Annotated in this window: 13 protein-coding genes and 3 pseudogenes; 10 read left to right on the top strand and 6 right to left on the bottom strand. The window is 68.7% G+C overall.

Annotation, left to right across the window (positions count from 1 at the left end; all coding sequences use genetic code 11):
• Window positions 1–240: 240 nt before the first annotated feature.
• Together ACFY9I_RS40975 and ACFY9I_RS40970 are read left to right on the top strand one after the other, a co-directional pair.
• Window positions 241–719, top strand: a pseudogene (locus ACFY9I_RS40975) (IS6 family transposase); the annotation flags it as partial.
• A 324-nt stretch (window positions 720–1,043) separates the two neighbouring features.
• Entirely contained in the window at window positions 1,044–2,804 is a 1,761-nt protein-coding gene (locus ACFY9I_RS40970; protein ID WP_391012219.1) for a S8 family serine peptidase, read from the top strand.
• Window positions 2,805–3,835: 1,031 nt separating this feature from the next.
• Here the strand turns inward: ACFY9I_RS40970 and ACFY9I_RS40965 are convergent.
• Complete coding sequence (locus ACFY9I_RS40965; protein WP_391012255.1) at window positions 3,836–4,027, bottom strand: hypothetical protein; 192 nt, start codon at window positions 4,025–4,027, stop codon at window positions 3,836–3,838.
• On the opposite strand from ACFY9I_RS40965, the pseudogene ACFY9I_RS40960 reads away from it, so the two are divergent.
• Window positions 4,016–4,328: pseudogene (locus ACFY9I_RS40960) on the top strand (transposase); the annotation flags it as partial. The gene ACFY9I_RS40965 and the pseudogene ACFY9I_RS40960 sit on opposite strands and share 12 nt — an antisense overlap.
• Before the next feature lie 8 nt (window positions 4,329–4,336).
• Here ACFY9I_RS40960 and ACFY9I_RS40955 read toward each other — a convergent pair.
• From ACFY9I_RS40955 to ACFY9I_RS40945, 3 genes and pseudogenes are all read right to left on the bottom strand, one after another.
• Window positions 4,337–5,133 (bottom strand): IS5 family transposase gene (locus ACFY9I_RS40955; protein ID WP_391012247.1). Its coding sequence is split into 2 segments (ribosomal slippage): window positions 4,337–4,795 and window positions 4,798–5,133, totalling 795 coding nucleotides; the frame shifts between segments, so codons are not numbered across the junction.
• Between the two features lie 99 nt (window positions 5,134–5,232).
• A pseudogene (locus ACFY9I_RS40950) lies at window positions 5,233–6,000 on the bottom strand (IS5 family transposase); the annotation flags it as partial.
• Between the two features lie 228 nt (window positions 6,001–6,228).
• Window positions 6,229–6,558 carry a hypothetical protein gene (locus tag ACFY9I_RS40945; protein ID WP_391012217.1) on the bottom strand — a complete coding sequence of 110 codons (330 nt, stop codon included), beginning with the start codon at window positions 6,556–6,558 and terminating at the stop codon, window positions 6,229–6,231.
• Window positions 6,559–6,834: 276 nt separating this feature from the next.
• On the opposite strand from ACFY9I_RS40945, the gene ACFY9I_RS40940 reads away from it, so the two are divergent.
• From ACFY9I_RS40940 to ACFY9I_RS40925, 4 genes are all read left to right on the top strand, one after another.
• Window positions 6,835–8,160, top strand: coding sequence for a sporulation protein (locus tag ACFY9I_RS40940; RefSeq protein WP_391012214.1), 1,326 nt, complete (start codon window positions 6,835–6,837; stop codon window positions 8,158–8,160).
• Window positions 8,161–8,547: 387 nt separating this feature from the next.
• The gene (locus tag ACFY9I_RS40935) at window positions 8,548–8,859 is read left to right on the top strand and encodes a hypothetical protein (protein ID WP_391012211.1); all 312 of its coding nucleotides are present in this window, start codon (window positions 8,548–8,550) and stop codon (window positions 8,857–8,859) included.
• Window positions 8,860–8,964: 105 nt separating this feature from the next.
• Window positions 8,965–9,237 carry a hypothetical protein gene (locus ACFY9I_RS40930; RefSeq protein ID WP_391012208.1) on the top strand — a complete coding sequence of 91 codons (273 nt, stop codon included), beginning with the start codon at window positions 8,965–8,967 and terminating at the stop codon, window positions 9,235–9,237.
• Between the two features lie 10 nt (window positions 9,238–9,247).
• Window positions 9,248–10,198 carry an alpha/beta fold hydrolase gene (locus ACFY9I_RS40925; protein WP_391012205.1) on the top strand — a complete coding sequence of 317 codons (951 nt, stop codon included), beginning with the start codon at window positions 9,248–9,250 and terminating at the stop codon, window positions 10,196–10,198.
• A 476-nt stretch (window positions 10,199–10,674) separates the two neighbouring features.
• Here ACFY9I_RS40925 and ACFY9I_RS40920 read toward each other — a convergent pair whose 3' ends face one another.
• Window positions 10,675–11,016 (bottom strand): hypothetical protein, encoded by a 342-nt coding sequence (locus ACFY9I_RS40920; protein WP_391012252.1) that lies wholly within the window; start codon window positions 11,014–11,016, stop codon window positions 10,675–10,677.
• 305 nt (window positions 11,017–11,321) lie between these two features.
• On the opposite strand from ACFY9I_RS40920, the gene ACFY9I_RS40915 reads away from it, so the two are divergent.
• Both ACFY9I_RS40915 and ACFY9I_RS40910 read left to right on the top strand, forming a co-directional pair.
• Complete coding sequence (locus ACFY9I_RS40915) at window positions 11,322–11,663, top strand: trypco2 family protein (protein ID WP_391012202.1); 342 nt, start codon at window positions 11,322–11,324, stop codon at window positions 11,661–11,663.
• Between the two features lies 1 nt (window position 11,664).
• Window positions 11,665–13,764 carry a trypsin-like peptidase domain-containing protein gene (locus tag ACFY9I_RS40910; protein ID WP_391012200.1) on the top strand — a complete coding sequence of 700 codons (2,100 nt, stop codon included), beginning with the start codon at window positions 11,665–11,667 and terminating at the stop codon, window positions 13,762–13,764.
• Window positions 13,765–14,033: 269 nt separating this feature from the next.
• Here ACFY9I_RS40910 and ACFY9I_RS40905 read toward each other — a convergent pair whose 3' ends face one another.
• Window positions 14,034–14,492 (bottom strand): hypothetical protein, encoded by a 459-nt coding sequence (locus ACFY9I_RS40905; RefSeq protein ID WP_391012197.1) that lies wholly within the window; start codon window positions 14,490–14,492, stop codon window positions 14,034–14,036.
• 71 nt (window positions 14,493–14,563) lie between these two features.
• Here ACFY9I_RS40905 and ACFY9I_RS40900 point away from each other — a divergent pair.
• A partial coding sequence (locus ACFY9I_RS40900; RefSeq protein ID WP_391012195.1) for a transposase occupies window positions 14,564–14,760 on the top strand: 197 nt, incomplete at its 3' end.

The following is a 14,760-nucleotide window of genomic DNA, read 5'->3' as shown; positions in this document are numbered from 1 at the left end:
TGGTGGCGTAGCCGTCCTGGTTGCTGTCGGCGATGCTGGAGCAGCCCACCGCATAGTGCTTGACCTGGTCGGGCAGGACGGTCCAGCGCTGGGCGCCGGTGGAGTCGTAGGGGTCTGTGTTGTAGGCGCGGCCGTAGGTGGTACAGCGGTTGTCGGAGACATCCGTCTGGCCCCAGTCGTCGGTGCGCATGGGCAGGCCGAAGGTGGTGGAGGCGGCTTCGGAGTCGTCGTACGGGCGGCTTGGACGAGGTCTTCGTCAAGATCAACGGTGAGCAGAAGTACCTGTGGCGGGCCGTCGACCAGGACGGCAACGTCCTGGACATCCTCGTGCAGAACCGGCGGGACACCGCCGCGGCCAGGCGCTTCTTCCGCCGCCTGCTGAAGAAACACGGGTGCGGTGCCCCGGGTGGTCATCACCGACAAGCTCCGCTCCTACGGCGCGGCCCACCGCGAGGTCATGCCCTCGGTGGAGCACCGCTCCCACAAGGGCCTGAACAACCGGGCCGAGAACAGCCACTAGCCAACGCGGCAGCGCGAACGCGATGATGAAAGGCTTCCGCAGTACCGGCGCGGCCCAGCGGTTCTTGTCCGCGTTCAGCGGCATCTCACCCCATTTCCGGCCTCGCCGTCACCTGATGACCGCTCCCGGCTGCCGAACCGAGATGACCATCCGCTTCGCGATCTGGGACCAGATAACCGGCCGACCCGCAGCGGCCTGAGCAACAGGCCCCGAGCCCGACTGGACCATGCCTCGACACACCGTCAGGCCCTACCCACCCAACAACGTGACAACGCCCCAGGGCGCGGTCGACGTCGCCGAGCTCTCGGTGGATCCCGACCCTCGATGCCCGGAGTACGTCTATTTTCAGCCATGCCTCTATAACGTCCCTGCACGGAAAGGTACTTCCGTACAGGAGCATGCACCTGACATCTTGCATCCACCACTCGTTTCGTACGGCCCGGCCGGTGCCCTCAGCACGGCCGGGCCGTTTCCGGAGGACGCATTGATACCCCACATATCCAGCCGCCCTAGACGCACACTGGTGCTGGCGGCCACGATCGGTGCCGCCCTCGCGTTCGGCGCCCCGGGAGCCCTCGCGGGCACGCTCCCCGTCGTCCCCGCCACCGCGCCGGCCGCCAAGGCCCACGCTCCTGCCGCCATGCTGGCATCCCAGAGTGCGATCTGGGTGGCCGGGACGCGTGCCTACCTCGTGATCACCGCCCCCGGTGACAGTTCGGCGGTCCGCTCGGCGATCACGGCCAACGGCGGCACTGTCTTCTCGGACTTCGACGCCATCGGCGTGATCGTCGCCCACTCGGCGTCCAGCGGATTTGCCGCCACCATGCGCGGCGTCGCCGGCGTGCAGCAGGTCGGCGCCACGCGCACCTCGGACGTCCCGGCCGACGCCTACAACCCGGCACTCCCGCCCAATCCGGCCCAGGCCTCGGCCCCCGCCGGAGAACCGGTCCGGGCCGACATGAGCCAGATCAAGGCCGACCAGGCATGGGCCGTGAACCCGGGCTCCGCCTCCGTCACGGTAGGCATCCTGGACACTGGCGTGGACGACCAGCACCAGGACTTGGCGCCCAACTTCGATGCGGCCGACTCGGTCTCCTGCGCCTACGGCAAGCCCGACACCCGTGCCGGCGCCTGGCGGGACGTCGACACGCACGGCACCCACGTAGCGGGCACCGTCGCCGCGGCCAAGAACGGCAAGGGCGTCGTCGGCGTGGCCCCCGGGGTGAAGATCGCCGCGGTCCGGGTCGCCGAGCCGGGCAAATCCTTCTTCTTCGCCGAGAACACCATCTGCGGCTTCGTCTGGGCCGGTGACCACGGCTTCAAGATCACCAACAACAGCTATTACACGGACCCGTGGCAGTTCAACTGCCCGGACAACACCGACCAGGCCGCCATCATCGAGGGCGTCAAGCGCGCCCAGGAGTACGCCGAAGGCAAGGGCTCCCTCCAGATCGCCGCCGCGGGCAATGAGAACTACGACCTCGCCCACAAGACGACCGACTCCGCGAGCCCGAACGACTCGACGCCGGTCACCCGCACCATCACCAACGCCTGCCTCGACATCCCGACCGAACTGCCCGGTGTGGTCACGGTCGCGGCCAACGGCACGGGCGTCACCAAAGCCTCGTTCTCCAACTACGGGCAGGGTGTCATCGACGTCGCGGCGCCGGGCAGCAACGTGTACTCCACCGTCCCCGGCGGCGGCTACGGCAGCAAGAGCGGCACCTCGATGGCCACCCCGCACGTGGCAGGCGTGGCGGCGCTCATCGCCAGCGCCAACCCGGGCATCACCCCGGCGCAGCTCCGCGCCAGGCTGGCCACCCAGGCCAATGACATCGCCTGCCCCTCGGACAGCCGCTGCACGGGCACTACGGCCAACAACGGGTTCTTCGGCGAGGGACAGGTCGACGCCCTCAAGGCCGTCGGCGCCACCCCGCCGCCCGGCAAGTACTTCGAGAACCTCGCGGACTTCGCCATCAACGACAACGCGACCGTGGAGAGCCCGATCGCCGTAACCGGTGCGACTGGCAACGCCTCGGCCACCCTCAAGGTGGGCGTGGACATCAAGCACACCTACATCGGTGACCTGAAAGTCGACCTGGTGGCGCCGGACGGCACCGTCTACACGCTGCACAACCACGCCGGCGGCAGCGCCGACAACATCGCCCAGACCTACACCGTGAACGCCTCATCAGAGGTTGCGAACGGTACCTGGAAGCTGCGCGTCAACGACAACGCCACCTCCGACACAGGCAAGATCGATGCCTGGAACCTGACCTTCTAGCGCAGGGCCGGGCAACGCCCGCGTACAGCACGCACAGCGCCGCGACAGCTCCTCGCCCAGCGGACGCGGACAAGGCGGGCTGCGGTTTCTTCGGCCAGGGCTGCGAACTGCTGTGCGGGCAGGAGGCATATGGGCCCCGGCGGCGGTGTACACCTCGGTTGGGGCCACCATGCCGGAGGCGTCAGGGAAGGCCGCGGACGGCCTGAAGCCGGTGCCCAGCTCACCGTGCGCCTCCCTGACGAGATGCAGGGCTGTGTCCGCGCTGCCCGTACGGGCAGCGCGGACACAGCCCCGAGGAGTGCCGGCCGGCTCGAGCGGCGGGCCACCGTCCCGGCCAGGACCGCGGGGGCGGCCTCGCCGCGGGAGGCCTACGCCTTGCGCACCAACTCCTGTTGGGCGCCCACGAGTGACCCTGCACGCGGCATCTTCCTTACCCATGGTTCGGGAGGACTGCAGTGCCGCTAAAAGCACGGCGCAAAAGCGCCGCCCAGGACGCTCGCCAGCCCCCGGTGCGCGACCACCCTCACGGTGGTGCGGCTACCGGCGCGCACCGGGTGCGGCTTCGCGAGGACCGTCGTCGGGCCCACTTCCCCGGCCCGGCGACGTACCGGTCCAACGCTGCCGGCGTGAGTTGCCACGGCACGACCTCGTAGTGCTCGCACTCGCACAACTCGATCACCGGCTTGACCATCTGGTCGATCGACGAGGGCATCAGCGCGGCCGCGTCCCGCGCCCACTGGTACTCCGCGAGCGTGTCGAAGAAGTACGACCGCTCATCCGTCTGGCCCGAACGGCTCCGGTAGGTGTGGAGAGAGAAGACTTCCGCCAGACCGACCGCGTCACGTCCAGGGGCCAGGGAACGGTTTCAGATTCCCCCATGAATCCGCAGATTACGAAGGCCACTCGCGGAATCTGCGAGTGATTGCAGGAATCTCACACCTTTGAGGGATGCCTCGAACACGGGTCTCCCACCTGCTGACTTCGCCCGATCACCCTCCTGGTGTCCGCCCAGGAACCCGTGCGTACTCCAGTTACGTACGTCGCGGGGTGCCGGTCGGCGAGCTCCCGGGCCCGGCGGGGCCTGGAGAGCGGGACTGCGCCGCCTCGAAGCTGATCCGCGCGTTGCCGTCGGCGTCGGAGAGGTACACCACCGCCTCGCCGTCCAAGATCACGCCGGGCGGAAGGCTGATGGCGGCCACGGCCAGGTCCATCCAGAGAAGCATGGCGGTGATTGTCTTCGGGGACCCCTCCACCTGGGGCATCGAGCAGGCCGTGACGGTCACCTACACCCGCCTCCACGGCAAGGCGGTCGCGCGGGCATGGGACCGGCTGCACCCAAGGCTCACCCGGCGGGCGGCCTGGATCGAGTACCACGGACCCCTTCCCCTCATCGAGGGCACCGTCATCCGCCTGGCCGTGGAGAAGCTGCCGTCCGGCGGGGTGAACAAGCCGGTCTGGCTGTGGTGGTCGGGCACCGGCGCCAGCGCGGCGGACGTCGACCGCTGCTGGCAGTCCTTCCTTAAGACATCGTCTCATTTGGTGAGTCTGCGGTAGCAGATGAGGCTGCAGGCGATGGCGGTGAAGGCCAGGAAGTGCTCGGCCTTGCGTTCGTAGCGGCGGTGCAAACGGCGGCAGCCTGCCAGCCAGGACATCGTGCGCTCGATCGTCCAGCGGTGCCGGCCCAGCCGGGTGGAGGACTCGATGCCCTTGCGTGCGATGCGGTGCCGGATGCCGCGCTTGCGTAGCCATCGGCGCAGGTGGTCGTAGTCGTAGCCCTTGTCCGCGTGCAGCTTGGCGGGCCGTCGTCTGCGTGGGCCGCGGCGCGATCGGATCGGCGGGATGCCGCGCACGAGCGGCTCGAGCGCCTGGCTGTCGTGCAGGTTCGCGCCGGAGATCCCGATCGAGAGGGGTAAACCGGTCCGCTCGGTGATCAAGTGGACCTTCGAGCCCTTCTTGCCCCGGTCGACAGGATTCGGACCTGTCAGGTCCCCCCTTTCAGGGCCCGCATGTTCACGGAGTCGATGGCGCAGCGCGACCAGTCCAGGTCTCCGCGCGAGCCCAGCTCGTCGAGGATGAGGCGGTGCAGCTTCGCCCAGACACGGGCGGCGGTCCACTCGGTGAAGCGCCGGTGTGCGGTCGGCCCCGAGGGGCCGAAGACGGGCGGCAGCTGTCGCCAGGTGCAGCCTGTCGTGGCCACGAAGATGATCGCGGCCAGCACCTCGCGATCCCCGTACCGGCGCCGACCGCCGCCCTGCGGCCGCGTTGGGGCAGGTGGGACCACCCGCTCGAACAGCTCCCACAAATCGTCCGGCACCAAGCGTTCGACCATCACCACACGGTGCAGACTACCCAGTACTCCAAATGAGACGACGTCTAAGGGGTGCTTGCAGAAAGCCGGGTGCTTGCGGGCGAGTCTCATGCAGTGGGCGAGTTGGAGGAAGGCGTCGTACATGTCGTCTCGGGCTTCCCAGCGGGTTCGCAAGGCGGCGGGGACCGTGGAGCCAGGCGATGGCGGACTCGGCGACCCAGCGGACTTTGCTCAGGCCCGAGCCGTGTGGCTGGCCGCGTCGGGCGATCTTCGGTGTGATGCCGCGCTCGCGCAGTCGGCGGCGGTAGATGTCGTAGCCGCGGTCGGCGTATGACGTGCGGGGTTTGCGCCTGGGCCGGCCCCGCTTGCCCTGCACCGGCCCGAGGCTGTCGACCAGCGGCAGCAGCTGGGTGACATCGTGGCGGTGACCGCCGGTCAGCGACACCCGCAGCGGAGTGCCGCGGGCGTCGGTCAGCACGTGATGCTTCGAGCCCGGCCGGGCGCGGTCAACCTCGGGCCGACTTTTGGGCTGCTTCGCCCCCGCTTGGCCTACACATGAGAGGCGTCGATGGTGGCGCGCGAGAAGTCGAGACGGTCCGCCGCCCGCAAGCCGTCCAGCAGCACCCGCTGGAGCTCCTTCCACACACCGGCCTCCTGCCACTCGGCCAGCCGCCGCCAGCAGGTAGGACCGGAACCGAACCCCAACTCCTTCGGCAGGAACTCCCATTGGACACCTGTGTAAAGGACGAACAGAACGCCTTGGAGCGTCTTGCGGTCATCGATCCGCTTGCGCCCCGGGTACCGGAACCGCCGTTCATGCTTCGGCAACAGCGGCTCGATCACCGCCCACAACTCGTCCCTGACCTCCCACGGCTTCCGCCGCGCCATGGTCACACCCCACAAAAGACGGGATCACGTACATCTCCACCGTGCCACAACACGATCTTTCTGCAAGGACCCTTAGTGCCGCATCAAAACGTTCTTCGCCCTGTTCACCACCTCGCACAGGCGCTCGTTCTGAGCGTGCTTGTTCCGCCAAATGCGGTGGGTTGTGTGTGTGGGCTGGCGCTGGGGCGGTGCCGGGTGTCCCCGTCAGCGGGCCGGCAGCTGGGGACGTTACCGGCTACTTCGAGGGGGCACGCGGTCCCGCCGGGTGCCCCTACATTCCGCCGGGCTGCCGCACCGCGCACCCGGTCTTCCGGGGCCCGCCTCCGTCCCGGTGCCTGCACCCTCGCCCGGCAGCAGCACGGGCAGCGTGGTGAGCAGGGCCAGGACGTTGAGCAGCGGGTCCGGCAGCAGCGCCGGAAGCTGTCCGGCCAGCGGCACGTAGGCGCACAGCAGCGCTGCCGTCAGCCGGGCCGCGCGCAGCGCCCAGAGCGCTGCGCGACCGGAATTCCACGCTCCTTTCCTTCGCGTACCGCCGCGCGTCTCACGCCACCCGTTCATCTTCCTTCCCTTCATTCCAGTCCTTCCTCCGAGAACCTTGCACGTCGTTCTCGCGGGCTTTTCATCAGGAGAACAAACGAACGCAAACAGTCGGCAGGGCTCATGAGGGGGCTCATGAATCGCCATCCACGCTCACTCCAACTGCCTCCGGCTATGCTGGCGTTGAGCGTTGGTCGGCTCTTGGAGGAGGTGGCGCGCGTGACTGATGTGGCAACGGGGAAGAAATCCCGACCGCAACAAAACGTCCGACTGGAAAGCCTGATCGAAGAATCAGGCATGAGTCACAAAAGACTCGCCCACCGCCTCAATCACATCTGCCAGACTCATGGAATCACCAGCGAATACACGCACACGTCGGTAGCCAACTGGTGCCGGCGCGGGGTACGGCCGCGCTGGCCTGTGCCCCGTCATCTGTGCGAGGTCCTGTCCGAGGGACTGGGCCGACCGGTGAGGCTGGAGGAGGTCGGCATGGAGCGGCCCGGCCATCTGGACAAAGACTTCGGTCTGGGCTTCCCAAGGGGCCAGCGCGACGCGATCACCGAAGCCTCGTTGTATTGGAGCACCTTGAACCGGCGGACCTTCCTCGCCAGCTCGCCCTTCGTCATCTCGGCCTTCTCGGAGCCCTTGACCCGCTGGCTGGTCAACCCGACCGAGCCCCTCGCACCGCCTTCCGGCCGCGTCGCCGTGGGACCGCTGCACATCCAGGAACTGCGGGCCGCGGCCGACTCCGCGCGGCTGTGGGATTCCCGCTTTGGCGGGGCGACCTGGAAGTCCCCCTCCCTCACGGCGTATCTCTACGAGCGGGTCACCCCGCTGCTCGGCGGGCGCTACACCGAGCGCGACGGCCGCGACCTGTTCTCGGTAACCGCCGAGATGGCCCGGCTCGCCGGCTGGACGGCCTTTGACGCGGGCCAGCACCAGATCGCGCAGCGCCACTTTATCCAGGCGCTGCGGCTCGCGAAGGCGGGCAGCGAGGTGCACCTCGGTTCGTACGTGTTGAGCACCATGGCGATGCAGGCGCTGATGCGCGGCTTCACATCGCAGGCCATCGACATGGCCCAGGGCGCCTACGAACGCGTCCCCGCCGCCGATCCCCGGGTGCTGGGGTTCGCCAAGCTGATCGAGGCCCGCGCGCATGCCCGGCAGCGGGACGCGCGGGCGGCGGCCACCTGTCTGACCCTGGCCGAGCGCCTCCAGGAGCGCGGCGCGGCAGAGGGCAGCGGGGAACGCACCTGGATCGAGTTTTTCTCCCGCCAGCGGATCGTCACCGACGCCACGGAAATCTTCCGCGACCTGGGGCAGCCCAGGTCCACGTTCGCCTGGCACGCCCTGGGCGCGATGCCGGGTGACGCCTATGCCCGCTCGCGCGGCATCCGGCTCTCCGTCCTGGCGACCGCGCATGCCCAGGCCGGGGAACTGGACCAGTCGCTGCGGCTGGGCGACGAGTCCCTGCGGCTGTTCGCCCGGCTCCAGAGCGTGCGGGGCCTGGACTATCTGAAGATCTATACCGACTCGCTGGCCCCCTGGCGCCGCGAACCGTCGGTGGCGGACTACCTGCGCGACGTACGGGGACTGGCGGGCCAACTGGCGACGGCGGCCTGACTATCACCACACACCTCACCTGCGAGCGGAGGCCGACCGTGCACTGTCCGGACCGCCGATACGTGCTCTCCGCAGCGGGAGATGGTGCCCTGGAGGCAGCCCTGCCCCCGACCGCTCCGTTGTCCGGCGCGGTGCCGTGGGGCCGCCGCGAGGTCGGCCGGGAGGAGATGACGGCCCTGCACCGGGCCGTCGCCGCCGTCCGCCACGCCGACTCGCGCCATGGCGGCGGCAGCGCCCAAGCCCAGGCGGCGGCCCACCTGCTGGAGCAGTGGGTACGCCCACTGCTGGGCCGTCCGCTCACCGACGACCGGCAGCACGAACTGTGCATGGTGGGCGCGGAGTTGGCCCGCCTCGCCGGATGGGCGGCGCTGGACACCGAATCGGCACTTGGCCGCGCGCCACCACTTCGACCGGGCCCTGTACTGGGCTCGCACGGCGAACGACCCCGACCTGACCGCGTACGTTCTGACTACCGCCGCCCTGCACTCCACGCTCTACGGCCGTCCCAGCGACGCCCTCGCTCTGACTGATGCGGCACTCGGCGCGGCCAGGCACGCGCACGTCCGAGTCGTGAGGTTCACCAAGCTGGTGGAGGCCCGTGCGCACGCGCGGGCGGGCGATGCCAGTGCCGTCACCGCCGCACTTATCGCCGCCGAACGCCTGCTCGACAAGCCCTGCCTCCATGGCGCTCCCGAGTAGATCGACTTCTTCACCCACCCCCGCCTGGCCGCGGATGCCGCCGAGATCCACCGCGACCTCGGTGACGTCCGCGCCTGCCTCGCCTGGCACGAACAGGCATCCGCGATGCCTCCCAACGCCTTCACCCGTTCGGTGGGCATGCGTCTTATCGTCGTTGCCACCGCCCACCTCAAGGCCCGCGACCTGGAACAGACCCTCGCTCTCGGCCACCGGGCCTTGGACATCCTCCGGTACGTCGACTCCCGCCGCGCCCGCGACTACGTACGGCGCCTGGCCACCAGCCTCACCCCACACCGCACCCTGCGCGCGGTGGACGCCTTCCTGGCCCGTCTCCGACAGGAGTTTGCACCGGCGGGACTCCCCGCGCTGCTCCCGTAACCTCCCCCATATGAGTCGCCCTCCGAGCCTCGTCCTCCCCCCGCGCACCCGCGCGCGCCGCCTTCAGACCGACCGCGGTGTGTTCGCCGCACTGGACGGTGCCCCGCCGAACGACGTGCCGCGGGCCGGAACCGTGCTGATGGTGCCCGGTTTCCTCGGCAGCAAGGAGGACTTCCTTCCGCTGCTGGCTCCGCTCAGCGCGGCCGGGTACAGAACCGTCGCCGTCGACGGCCGCGGCCAGCACGAGAGCGAGGGCCCGGCGGACGAGTCCGCGTACGACCAGGACGAACTGGCTGCCGACGTTCTCGCGTGGACGGCGGCGCTGGAGGACCCGTCCGTGCATCTGCTGGGCCACTCCATGGGAGGGCTCGTCGCCCGAGCTGCGGTCCTCTCCTGCGCGCCCCCCTACCCCTGGGCCTCGCTCACGCTGATGAGTTCGGGCCCGGCCGCGGTGCAGCCAGCCCAGCGGAAGAGAGTGCAGTTGCTTATCGACTGGCTGCCGGTCCTCAGCAAGGAGGCCCTGTGGCAGGAGATCCGCAAGCAGGCGGCTCGAGACGCTGAACTCCCGCCCGACATCGCGCACTTTCTGCACCGCCGCTGGCTGAACACAGTCCCCGAGCAACTCACGGCGACCGGTCGCCGACTGGTTGCCGAACCGGACCGTGTGGCGGATCTGGCCGCCGTTCCCCTTCCGAAACTGGTGCTCTCCGGCACGGACGACTACGCCTGGCCCGTCGACTGGCAGACCGATATGGCCACCCGCCTTGCCGCCAGCCGCGCGGTCATCCAGGGCGCCGACCACTCCCCTCAGGTGGAACGCCCTGAGCAGACGGCCGACGCACTGATCGCCTTCTGGACGTCGGTCACCGCGGGACGCCTGACAGCGGAGAGCTTGTCCGGCCGGGTGGGCGGGGGCATCGGTCCTACGGACAGAGCTTCTCTGGCCTCCACGCGAGCCTAGATTTCGGTCGCGATCCGGTTGTATGCCTCGTTGTTCGGCGGGTCTCCGTGACCGGGCACGTCGACCGCCACCCCCGCGCCATCGCACTTGGTCACGAAACAGCGCGCACGGGCCGGGATGCCAGCCCGCTTCCTCGGATCCAGGGCCGTTTCCGGGCCGGGGGGAGACACCGGTGAGCTGGGCGCGGAGGCAGTTGACGTTGCGGGTGCGGTCGGCGACCAGGTCGGCCGGTGAGAATTTAGGCGGGTCGCCTCGGCAGCGGCGGCGGGCGTGCCGACCTTCCGGGCTGCACGCTCTGCCCACGCCTGCTGCAAGCACCCGGGCTACGGCATCACCGCCGCCCTCCTCGTCACGGAACTTGCCTCACAGTGCAAAGGGGAGGGAGGGCCGCCTCCTCGACCTCCTCGACGACCTCGCCGTTGAGCACGGCCTGCACGCCACCGACCCGCTCTCGGTTTGCGGCCAGGACCTCTCGCTCATCGCCAGCGCAGCGGCGACGGGCCAAGCCTCGTAGGCCGGAACGCCAGTGACTTGCGGTTGTCCCACACGTCGTCTAGGTACTCGACGAACGTTGCTTGAGTGTCGCGGAGGAGGCGGCCGCGGCTGATGACCTCTAGCGCCTCGCCAGCGACGATGGCCGACTTCCGGAAGCGCCGGAGCGCCTGCTCACACACGTCCAGGTGTTCGCGCTTGGGCTCGTTCAGCGGCCGTGTGACGGTCTCCTCGGCGTCGTACGGTGGGGAGTTGCACGACCGACCCCTGCGTCGGCACGTCCGCATGGGTGAGGCCGCGATGACGCCGAACGGCGTCACGGCCACCGCACTGAGCCCCCGACGACGTGGTGCACCGGGAGAAGAGGCGTCTCGCGCTCGGCGTCCTGGACACACTCGCCAGTGGCAGTTGAGCAGTTCCCTTACCGTAAGCGCTTCCCTTTACGACCAGGCGACCGATCCGTCTGTCTGTTTGGAAGGCGAAGAACCCGAAAAGTCCCATAGTCCATGCCTACTTGTGGTCTTGGTGACTTCCTGTCACCTTATCGTCACCAAGGCGGCGGCAGGCGGGGGTGTGCGGGACTACACCCGCGTCTAGGTGGTGACCGGGGTGACAACTGACGGGAGATCTGTTGACGGACGACGGTCAGAACACGTTGGAACTGGGTGAGGCCATCGAGGCGGTGCGACGGGGTCTCGAGTGGGCCGCTGCGCAAGGGGACGGTCACGCGCTCCGTTTCACCGCGGAGAGCGTGCAGCTCGAGTTTGCACTGGAACTGCGCCGGAGCGGTTCTGCGGGCGGCGGGGTGAAGGCTTGGGTCGTGACGGCGGACGGACGAAGTGAACGGGGGTCAACCAGCAGTCAGCGGATCACGGTGTGCCTCAGGGCGAACGACGTCCCGATCTCGTCGCGCGGCACGGCAGGGCCCTTTGGCCCCGATCCCGCGGCAGGAGACCACCACCGGGGGATTTGAGGTGCAAGGAGGACGGAAGGAAGGGCACCTGCACCGTGTGGTTGCGGTGAGCCCGTGTCTGCCAGAGGGCGCGGGAATTCATGCCTCAGGGCTCCGTATCAGCAGCACCCTGATCCTGACGGTAGCTCATGTACTGACCGTGGGGCGGCAAACAGCTCGTCGGGCTCGGGTCTTCCTCGCAGACCATGCGGGGCAGGACTATGAGGCGGAGGTCGTCTGGAACTCACGCCGTCCTGCGGATGCAGGCCAGGACCGAGGTCTCGACGCAGCGGTGCTCCGTCTGCTGAACCCTGATGCCGAGGGCCTCTCCTCGCTGCCTCCTGTGCGTTGGGGCGAGTACACCCTGCCCGGGCGCCACCGGGTGACCGGCGTGGGCTTTCCTGGCTTCGAAGTGCGCCGTGGTACCACCGCGCCACGGACCGTCACGGGCGTGATCGACGTCGTACGGGAGCCGTGGCAGCGCGTTTTCATGCTGGAGCGAGACGACGGAGACACGCACCTGACCACTGGCCTCTGGCGAGCGGACGGCCTGTCGGGCACCGTTCTGTACAGCGAGGACCGCTCCCTGGTGATCGGGGTGGTCTTCCAGCACGACCGTCAGGACAGCCGCCTAGCTGTCATGCCTGCCCCCCGTCTGCTGGAGAATCGAAGGCTGCGCGCGTGGATAGCCAGTGACGGCGGCGACCCACATGTGGCCCCTGTCAAGCTCGATGGTCTCCTGGTCCAACCCCCGGCTCCGGCCCGTACCCCGGCCGCCCTCCTTGATCCAGCACGTCGGCTCCTCCCGCTGTCGGAGCCGGCGGTGGGCGGGGCAAAAAACCTCGCTGAGCACCTGCTGCTACAGGAGGGCCGCGTCGCGCTGTTGCACGGCGCCGCCCATTCCGGCAAGACACGCATGGCTCACGAACTCATCGACATGGTGCGGAGCAAGGGCTGGAACGCGGGATTTCTGGCGCGCACTCCCCGCCCAGGCCACGACTGGCACGATGTACTGCCGCGTCTGGACCGGGCCACCCTCCTGGTGGTCGACGAGCTGGAAACGCGGCCGGCGCAATGGAATGCCCTGCGCAAGTGGGTCACCGGCGACCGGTCGGGGCACGTGAGCCTCCTGGGTATCGCACGCAGTCCCCGCCATGAGGACGGGACCACAGCGCAGGTCCAGGCATCCGACGCCACGGCGACCCCCTCCCAGCTGACGCACCTTCTCCAGGAGCCGCTCCGCCAGATGACCGACGGCCCGGCACGGATGCGGCTCGCCGACACGGAGGGCATCGACGCCACGTTCTCCGGCCAATGGAACCGACCGCTGAAGATCGCCATCGCTCAAACTTGGGCGTTGTCCGCGCTGCTCCGGCGGAGCAGCGCCTGGTCCGATCCGGGCGAGCCCTACCGCGTGCTGCTGGCACACGAGCACCGCTACGCCGCGCGAGCGCTGCGTGCTGGCCTGCCCTGGCTTGACAATGACTTGTGCCAAGCCCTGCTGACCGCATGTGCCTACTTCGATGCATCCGCGCCGGACGAGACAGTCGACGACGTCCGCATCACGCTGGAACACCACTTGGCCGCCGTCCGGGGATTCGACCTGTCGAACCCCACCTTCCTCGACGCGATGTTCCTCCACTCGATCGCCGAAGCCTTGGCGGAGCTGTATCCACCGACCGACGGAGCGCACCGCAGCCGTATGCCGGAAGCAGTACGGCAGGCACAGGACGACCATGCCAGCGCCTACCGGCCGAACCTCGGAGCCCTACTCCTGCGTGCGGCACCGGCGCACAGAAGGCCCCAGTACGAGGCTCTGCGATCAAGCGCGGATCGGGTCCCGCCCGCCTACGGTGCCCGGGCCAGGCCGCGGGGAGGACCGGACGGCCTCCAGCCCCCTTCACCCGAATCCCCGTATACCACGTCCCGAGCGGATCCGGCCTCGCCCGCCTCCGGCCCCCGCGCCAGGCGGAGACGGTCGGCCGGTCGGCAGCCCTCTCCACCCGACTCCCTCGGCAACATCTCCCTCCCCGGACTTCGGGGCGACACCGACGTTCCGCAGCCGAAGCCCCGCTCCAATGGTGGTCGTGGTGAGCCACGACCACCAGGGTCGGAGCGATGAAGCCGCACGACATCGTCGACGACGATCACGCCTCAACGCAGGAGCCGAGGATCCTCTACTCGTCCGATCTTTCGGGCTTCTGCGAGCCGCATTCCGGCACGACCGTTGGACTACCAGGTCGAGGGGGCTATTCGCTGTGCGACTCGGGCACCGCACCCGAGGTGACACCATGTCTACTCGCAGCGGAGTACGCGACATTGGGCAGCCTTCTCATGGAGCCCGCGGTTCGTAATCCAGCCCGCGTTCTGCCGAAGGTGTGAGCTTGTCGGCTACTGGACGGACGCCGTGGGATTCTCGCCGTGCTGTGCTTGTTCGATGCGCTTGACGACCATCCTCGTAAGCGAGATCAGCGCGCCCGGCTCGACGGAAGCCCCCGTCGCCCACGTGTACTGGATCTTGGCGACAACGGCCCCCTTCCGCACGTTGATGCCTCGACCAGCCGGCGCTGTGCTGCCGTCGGGCTTTTCGATCTCGAACACGTCGATCTCGTCTCCTGGAGAGTTCTTGCCGACCTCGTCTACGGTCCCTTCTCCCTTGAATGCGGCTGCTGCCGTCTTCACATCGGGGAAGGAGATCATCTGTACAGCGAGCTCTCGATCTTCCATGTCTGTGAATGCGGACAGTCCGATGGAAACGGCCTTGGCGCACCAGTCGCTTGGCCACTGTTCGGACAGGCAGATCTCGGTATCGGAGGCCTCCCACGCCTTGCGCATGCGTGGCTGCGCCACGTCCGGATAGACGCTGAACTGTCCCTCCCCTCGTAGCGTGAAGACCGTGGCTGCAGGGGAAGTTGGGAGTCATGGCGGAGAAGCGACGGAAGTTCGATCCGGAGTTCCGTGAGGGGGCCGTACGGATCGTCACGGAGACCGGCAAGACGATCGCCGAGGTCGCCGAGGACCTGGGGATCAACGAGACCACCCTGGCGAGCTGGGTCTCCCGCGCCCGCCGGGCAGGGACCGCACCGGTCGGCGGGAGCGACGAGCTGGAGCGGTTGCG

Origin of the sequence: Streptomyces sp. NPDC012510 (assembly GCF_042955065.1) — a bacterium.
Taxonomy (GTDB): Bacteria; Actinomycetota; Actinomycetes; order Streptomycetales; family Streptomycetaceae; genus Streptomyces.
The sequence above is the reverse complement of the archived record's forward strand: the minus strand, read 5'-3'. Positions and strand labels throughout refer to the sequence as shown.

What these genes read in the sequence shown, in the direction of transcription:
- ACFY9I_RS40965 (WP_391012255.1), bottom strand. Translation starts at nt 4,027, where the DNA reads ATGCTTCTCTGGATGGACCTGGCCGTGGCCGCCATCAGCCTTCCGCCC.
- ACFY9I_RS40930 (WP_391012208.1), top strand. Translation starts at nt 8,965, where the DNA reads ATGCCTCCCAACGCCTTCACCCGTTCGGTGGGCATGCGTCTTATCGTC.
- ACFY9I_RS40945 (WP_391012217.1), bottom strand. Translation starts at nt 6,558, where the DNA reads ATGAACGGGTGGCGTGAGACGCGCGGCGGTACGCGAAGGAAAGGAGCG.
- ACFY9I_RS40940 (WP_391012214.1), top strand. Translation starts at nt 6,835, where the DNA reads ATGAGTCACAAAAGACTCGCCCACCGCCTCAATCACATCTGCCAGACT.
- ACFY9I_RS40925 (WP_391012205.1), top strand. Translation starts at nt 9,248, where the DNA reads ATGAGTCGCCCTCCGAGCCTCGTCCTCCCCCCGCGCACCCGCGCGCGC.